The 6622-nt window shown below is 59.7% G+C and carries 7 protein-coding genes; all 7 read right to left on the reverse strand.

The features are described 5' to 3' along the window. Positions 1–129: 129 nt before the first annotated feature. From AC24GY_RS29215 to AC24GY_RS29245, 7 genes are read right to left on the reverse strand one after another with little or no spacing between them, the layout of a single operon-like run. Positions 130–1284 carry a type IV pilus twitching motility protein PilT gene (locus AC24GY_RS29215; protein ID WP_422321421.1) on the reverse strand — a complete coding sequence of 385 codons (1155 nt, stop codon included), beginning with the start codon at positions 1282–1284 and terminating at the stop codon, positions 130–132. An 8-nt stretch (positions 1285–1292) separates the two neighbouring features. Beyond that, on the reverse strand, positions 1293–3242 hold the full coding sequence (locus AC24GY_RS29220) for a hypothetical protein (protein ID WP_487690354.1): 1950 nt from the start codon (positions 3240–3242) through the stop codon (positions 1293–1295). Next, entirely contained in the window at positions 3239–3769 is a 531-nt protein-coding gene (locus AC24GY_RS29225) for a type II secretion system protein (RefSeq protein ID WP_487690357.1), read from the reverse strand. The genes AC24GY_RS29220 and AC24GY_RS29225 overlap by 4 nt, the downstream gene beginning before the upstream one ends. After that, positions 3766–4221, reverse strand: coding sequence for a hypothetical protein (locus AC24GY_RS29230; RefSeq protein ID WP_422321424.1), 456 nt, complete (start codon positions 4219–4221; stop codon positions 3766–3768). The genes AC24GY_RS29225 and AC24GY_RS29230 overlap by 4 nt, the downstream gene beginning before the upstream one ends. Continuing rightward, entirely contained in the window at positions 4218–5300 is a 1083-nt protein-coding gene (locus AC24GY_RS29235) for a hypothetical protein (RefSeq protein ID WP_487690359.1), read from the reverse strand. The genes AC24GY_RS29230 and AC24GY_RS29235 overlap by 4 nt, the downstream gene beginning before the upstream one ends. Positions 5301–5302: 2 nt before the next feature. Next, positions 5303–5860 (reverse strand): hypothetical protein, encoded by a 558-nt coding sequence (locus AC24GY_RS29240; RefSeq protein WP_422321426.1) that lies wholly within the window; start codon positions 5858–5860, stop codon positions 5303–5305. Positions 5861–5874: 14 nt separating this feature from the next. Then, entirely contained in the window at positions 5875–6453 is a 579-nt protein-coding gene (locus AC24GY_RS29245) for a hypothetical protein (RefSeq protein WP_487690361.1), read from the reverse strand. Between the last annotated feature and the right edge of the window lie 169 nt (positions 6454–6622).

The raw sequence follows: 6622 nt of genomic DNA on the forward strand, positions 1-6622 counted from the left end.
CGGCGGAGCGGCCCCATTGGCTGCGTCGTGTGCTTGCCTGTTATTTCCAAATAGCAGGCGGCGCACTCTCCTTGCCACTGGGGCCGCTGCGCTCGCCGGATCAATAGGACAATCTTTTCGAGAACTGGTCTAACCCATCAAGTTCGCGTTGAATATGTCTTCGGAGATGTGGCCGGCGCGGTAGAGATTGATGAGGCTTTGGTCCCAGCGCAGGTTGCCTTTATAGCGGAGGGCATCCGCCAGCGAGGTGGCGCTGCCGTCATAGGCGCGCATGCCTGCCGCCACGGCTTCGCTGGTGTTTTGCAGGTATTCGGTCACGAGCACCCGTCCATTGAACCCGGTGAGCAGTCCCTGGGAGAGCACAAAGGTCAGTGTCTCGCTGAGCCGATGCAGGATGCCGGACTGCTGATCTTTGGGAAAGAACTCGAGGATACGGTCGATCGTCTTCACCGCACCCCGGGTGTGCAGGGTGGAGAGCACGAAGTGGCCCGTCTGCGCGGCCTCGATACAGGTCTCCATGGTTTCACGATCACGAATTTCACCGATGAGGATGATGTTGGGCGTTTTGCGCAGCACCTCCTTCAGGCCGCTCTGATAGGACAGCGTGTGCCTGCCGACTTCCTGCTGGGTGACGAGCGAAGGGGCCGGAAGCCGCACACCAGGCTGGTTGGGATCGTCCATCATGGCGTCGTAGCGATACTCGATAGGGTCTTCGATGGTGACGATGTGCTTGGGGAAATGGCGCCGCACCCAGTCGAGGACTGCGGCGAGGGTGGTGGATTTACCCGAGCCGGTGGGGCCCGTGATGAGCCCGAGGCCAAAGCGACGTTGCATCAGCTCGCGCAGGCTGTCGGAGATGAGCGGGTCGATGCCGAGCGTTTCGAGTTGATTGATTTTCGCACGCAGCCAGCGGCATGTGACACCCAGGCCTTGCTCGCTGAGATGCACCTGTACGCGCATGCGCACCGGAGATCCAAGCGCGCCTTCTTCACAGCTAAAGTCGATGACCCGACGGCTGCGCACCATCTCCCACATTCGCGCTGCGCCGCCGATGGCATCTGCCTCTGTCCAGATCTCGACGGACTGGCGCATGAAGAGCGCCTCCGCCAGCCGGCCCACGGCTTCTGAATCCTGGATGCCGAAGTCCTCGGCGACCTCCAGTCCCCGATTCGTATGAAGGTAGATCAGCCCACCGGTACGCACTTGCACATCGGAGATTTCACGTCCGGCGTAGGCGGTGGCGAGATCACCGAGGATATTGTTGGTGGAGGGCGTGGAACACATGAAAAGTTTCAGTCTTGAGGAATCTCTTCGATGACGACCAGCCAGTTCATGGGATGGACAGGCGGGAGTTCGGCAGGACTGCGTAAAGGCTTGAGCTCGGCGGTGATGCTGTCGGAATGCACCGCGTCGTCACTGCCTGACCTCATGTCCAGCGGCTGCCAGACAGTGGCACCGCCAGCGGCGAGGCTGCCGAGCTGCCCGTGGTGTTCGATGGGCCGGTTGAATCCGGTGGTACCCACTCGCAGTTCAGCGGCGTAGATGGAGAGCGGCGGATAAAATTCTGCGCCAGCCGCCAAGCCCGAGCCGACGGGAGGGGCAGCAGCAGGGATCGCGTTCAGGTCGTCCCCCACATAGACCCGCAACGGGGCGACGATGCTGAGCCCGGCGGTGTAGTTGGTGAGATTTTTGCCCTGACGGATGATGACACACATGTCTTCCAAGGCGGGCGGATCGCTGACGACACGGACGTTGATCGGGTCCAGCGACGAGTCCACGCCGAAGTAGAGGCTGTTGTTCGTCGCCACGCCGCCCGCGCTCCGTGCCTGCAACCATGCATCCAGCAATGACGGATAAAAAGTAAGGCAGGAGCGATTGCTGTTGGTCAGCTCGGTCTGGAATGGAATGTCGGCACCACCAGGTTCAAAGATGGTTGGCCAGTTGTTGCCGCGCTCGAGCACAACCGTGCCAGTGCCGCCGGCGGAAGTGGGGAAACTCACGCGAATGCTGGTCGGTGTTTGATCTTCATAGCTGACCATGGCCGTGGCCTCGACGGTGATGCGACAACGCTGCCCCCCCGCAGTGTAATCTTCAAACGCGTTCAGCGTGGTGTCCGGCGGGCTGCGACGCAGGTAGCGGGAACCCGTGGGCAGCGGCAGGAAAGCAAGGCGTCCGGAGTTGGCCGACAGAGCGATGGGCAGCACATCCGTGCCTTGTTCGGCCTGGAGACGTTCACGTTCACCCATCGCATCAAAATCAGAGCCCACGGCGACTCCCCCGAGATCGAGATCGGCGGTCATCTCGATGCCGCTCCGACCGGCAAGCCGTGCAGCACCGTAAGCCCCGGTAACACTCATGCGCGCAGCATAGACGGAACCTTGAATGCTGACCGTATCCACATTCCACGCCGTGCCGTCCTGATGCGTGCCAATGGCGGCAAAGGTGGCGGCCTCAATCGGCATTTGGGATGGAATTTCATACAGTGACAGCACGTAATGCCGTGCCACGGTGCTGGTGCTGCTGCCGTAGTTCACGGTGAAGGCCCACCAGTTGCGCTTCGCCACGAACGGCTCCCCGGGTGCGGCATATCCAAAACGGATGTTGGGGTAGGCGATCAAGTTGTAAACCGGATACGCGGTCACATCCGCCAGCAGACCAGGAACTTGCGTCGGGTAACGCTTCAGCGGTGTGACGACCGGGCGCAGGGCGTCTGTGGTTTGCAACTCGGCGCTCAGCTCCAGCAGCGGCGGCACTTTTCCAGCAAAAGCGGGCAGCGCAAACACGTCGGAATAATTGGTGGTGCCGGGCGTCACGCGTCCGGGTTCGCCTGTCAGCGAAGTGATCCAGCTCTGCACCGCGCTGCTGTTATTGTCGCCGACATCGCCACTGAGTTTGCCGCCCAAACTGAGGCTTTGCAGGATTTCAGGGGACAGGCGTTGTGAGGAAGCTGAAAGTGCCACGGCTTCGGCAAAGATGTTGCTCCATGCATAGTTGGCTCCCTCGGCATAACCGGCTTTCATGCAATCCATGGCCCTGCCTGGAAAGGAGGCGACTAGCGCATGCAGGAGTGCTTCCTCGCGCTGACGGTAGTCCACGCGCAGTTGTGACTTCGAGGCCTGGTCACGATTCATCAGCGTGGTCTTGAAGAGCATCGTCAGGCTGAGAGTGAACATGATGGCCAGTCCGGTAACGATCGGCAGCGAGATATAACCTGAGTTACGTTTGATCGTGTGTTGGTTCATCGGCTGCCTCCGCTGTAGGTGATTTCTTCGCCATTCGGTCCGGTGAGCGTTACCGTAAGAATTCCTTCGCTGGCATTGAAGGCAGCGCTCTGGAGTCCCTTGCAGATCAGCCAGGAAGTTTCGGAGCCGTCAGGCTGGGGAGTGTAGAACCGCAACGCCGTGCCGCTGCTGCTGGTCTCCGCTGCGATCAGGCGCTCCTGGGTGGTCTGTACGGCGGTTTTGAAAAACAGCCGCACCGCAGTGCCATTTTGAATCACCGGCGTGCCACCGCCGAGCGCGCTTTCACGGCTGGGGTAGATGAAGAAGTGATCTGCCTGTTGAAAGATCCGGCCCAGGATGTTGCCGATCTGCGGAGCCTCTTGAGCAAGGAAGTTCTGCCGCCGGGTCATTCCCATGAAGCTCAGATGCTGCTGGAGCATGACCACCAAGGCAGCACTGAGCATGACCATGAGGCCCATGGCGGTGGAAATCTCCATCAGAGTGAACCCCCTGGGATTCAGACGGGAGTGATGGGGCGGCCATTTCATTGGAGACGCAGGGTGGAGCGGCTCTTGAGGTATTCCTGGCTGCCGATGCGATAGCTCAGTACGGAATGCAGCCGCCATACCGTGAGCGGAGTCTCCGCATTGGAGGCGACCTCGGCTGTGCGAAAGCGCCGCAAGGTGCCCTGCATCGCCTGACCGCCGGCGACGCGGCCCAAGGTGACGGTCAGTTCCGGCACCGGATCAACCGCGACATCCGGCCAGGCAGACTGGGAGGCAGTGAGATCAGCAAAAGGCAGGCGGTTGGCCAGGGCGCTTTCACGTGAGAGACAGGCGTCGGTCAGCGTCTGCATGATGGTCCATTGATTGCCCGAAATCGCGAGCAAGGAGGCGCGCATAATGATCAGCGCCAGCGCGGAGGTCAGCGCGAGAGCGGCTGACACCTCGATCAGCAAACTTCCGTGTGGACGGAGGCGCTGGCGACGTGGCGGTTTCATGGCGTACCAGGGCTGGAGAGCTCCATGGTGCTGATCTGGCCGCGCGAAGTGATGACGCGGTCCACTTCAAAGGTGACGTGGAACAAACGCTCGGCCGTGCGCCCAAAGAACGGCGTGTAGGTGACGACCTCCAGCGTGTAAGTGCCATCCTCTGAGGCATAGTTGGAAAGGTCATCGACAGACACCGTCAGGCTCTGAGGTACATTGGTGGAGCTCTCCGCCTGGTCTGGATTGTAGTATCCGCCGAACCGCAGTTCGGTCCCATTCACCATCTTGCCGACGGTTCCCAGCGCCTGGTTGCCCTTGTAAACCTGCACGTAGGTGCGGGAGTCCGGGTACAGATGACTGAGCGTTACCACAAGAGACGGAATGCGGTCGATGAAGACCTGCCCAGGAGTGATGTTGCTGACGCTCGCCGAGGCCACGGGCCAGATCTCGATTTTCGGCTGGGCGATGATCGTGTCTGGCACCTGGTAGGAGGCATAACGAACGATGGTGAAAGTCTGCTCGCCGTTGCCTGAACTCAGCGTGGGCGATGTGAGCTGATGATAGATGGGGCCGAAGGTGTAACTGCCGTTTTCCAGATTGGATTCCTCGATCAAATACTGAGCCTGGTTCAAGGACGAGTAGTTTTCAGGGTCATAATTCTTGCCCTGAACGCCCAGATAGACGTCGTGCTCGGAGGGGTCGATGCTGTCCGCCACGAGACCCTGCACCTGGATGTTCACGGAGAAGGGCCGGTCGGCACGGGTGCGTTTCACAAAGCGCGATCCCGCCGGATCTCCACGCACGTAGTCGTCTTCCGAGGTGATGCTGACGGACACCTGGGGATTGTAGGTTCCGATGATCTTGGTGTCGAGCAGGTAGATGTTGCTGTCCCAGGCCGTGCCGCGCGCAAAGAGCTCAAAGAGCGAACCGCTTGTGCCGACCTTCAGGGGGGCCGTGTAGGTCCCGCCGCTTCCCGTGATGGGGGTGTCGTAGATCTGACCGGTGGTCAGGTCGGTCTGTCGCACCCAGGCTTCGGGAGTCTGTCCGAACAGGGCGGTGCTGAAGCAGCAGAGGCAGAATAGTGTTTTCAATTTCACGGTGAGGCGCGATTGGAATCCGAATGTGCGGGCGCTGGTTCAAGGATCGTGATCGGCCCTCCCTTGTAGGTGGCGACAATGAGGCGCTTGTCATAGGACAGGTTTTTGAGCAGAGCTTTCGCCTCCTGGGCATTGCCGCGTGAAAGTGACAGGGGCACCTCCTTGGCAACCAGCCAAGTGGTGTTGCGTTTCAGAAAGCTTGGCCAGAAGGTGAAGTCACCCTGGGGTGAGGCCGCGACATGGACCCGCAGTTCCGCAGGAAGATGCAGAATGGAGCCCACGGGAACGAGAGTGAACTTTTCACCGTCCGCAAGAATGATCGAATTCGTCCAGAGCGAACTTTGAATGGCCGGAGCTGCCTTGGTGAGCGGCCTGGCTTTCGCGGTGAGTTGAGATTTCAGGCTGGGTGCCTCGGCCACCTGCTTACGCAGAGCTTCCTCACTCACCACATCCCGCGCCTGCTGGGCCGACAGGCAGCCCGTGATCGCGATGATGCCGAGGACCCATTCGACGCCGAAGCGTGTTGCAGGTCGGAATGGACGGGCGGACTTCATGGAAGATTCCGGGGTCATTGACGAACAATGGTCACTGTCCCCTCGGGATTGGGACTCTCAGCAAGAATCCAGGCACCCGAGGAAAAGCTGAGCGATCCCGTTGGGACCGGTGGGTCTTTTTGATACTCACCCAAAATGTTGAAGATCCCGTTGGGCTTGTGGGCATTCCCTTCGCCCGCCCATTTCAGACTGATGGTGATGGGGGTGGTGGTCGCCTGGAACACGGCGACGGGAGAAACAAGGAGCGTCTGGAGCGGCGAGAGATTGTAGTCCTGAATGTTACGGAACTCGAGCTGTCCTGCACGCTCCGTAGCACCACCGTTTCCCGAGACGGAGGCCTTGAGATGAAACTGTCCGCCATTGCCATTGGTGCACGAGGCACCAGGAGCCCCCAGGGTGTCGCCCTTGGCCTGAATGCCGGAAAAGATGAATTTGAAGGAGTTCGGCAGAGTGTAAGTGATTTTGAACGGCACCTTGGTCGCAATGCGTGTGCCCGCAGGCACCCCGGGTGCGCCGAGCAGGATGTCTGCCTTGGCACCTGAACTTGCCAGTGCCGCAGCCAACAAACAGGAAAGTAGGAATGACGTTTTCATGGGATGGGTCCTTCAGTAGTTGTTTGCGGTCTTATTTTCTGAATTGGCTCCGCGATGGAATAGTACAATCATTCCCTTAATTAATAGTATTCATAGTAAATATGGCTTCATTCACTTGCTGGCCCTGAGTCGGGACGAATTCGTCTGCATCCATGCGACTGCTACGTGA

Source organism: Prosthecobacter sp. Pr1, assembly GCF_057652315.1.

Bases quoted from the DNA above. Each gene is read 5' to 3' on its own strand.
- AC24GY_RS29240 (WP_422321426.1), bottom strand. From the start codon at position 5,860: ATGAAGTCCGCCCGTCCATTCCGACCTGCAACACGCTTCGGCGTCGAA.
- AC24GY_RS29230 (WP_422321424.1), bottom strand. From the start codon at position 4,221: ATGAAACCGCCACGTCGCCAGCGCCTCCGTCCACACGGAAGTTTGCTG.
- AC24GY_RS29220 (WP_487690354.1), bottom strand. From the start codon at position 3,242: ATGAACCAACACACGATCAAACGTAACTCAGGTTATATCTCGCTGCCG.
- AC24GY_RS29245 (WP_487690361.1), bottom strand. From the start codon at position 6,453: ATGAAAACGTCATTCCTACTTTCCTGTTTGTTGGCTGCGGCACTGGCA.
- AC24GY_RS29215 (WP_422321421.1), bottom strand. From the start codon at position 1,284: ATGTGTTCCACGCCCTCCACCAACAATATCCTCGGTGATCTCGCCACC.
- AC24GY_RS29225 (WP_487690357.1), bottom strand. From the start codon at position 3,769: ATGAAATGGCCGCCCCATCACTCCCGTCTGAATCCCAGGGGGTTCACT.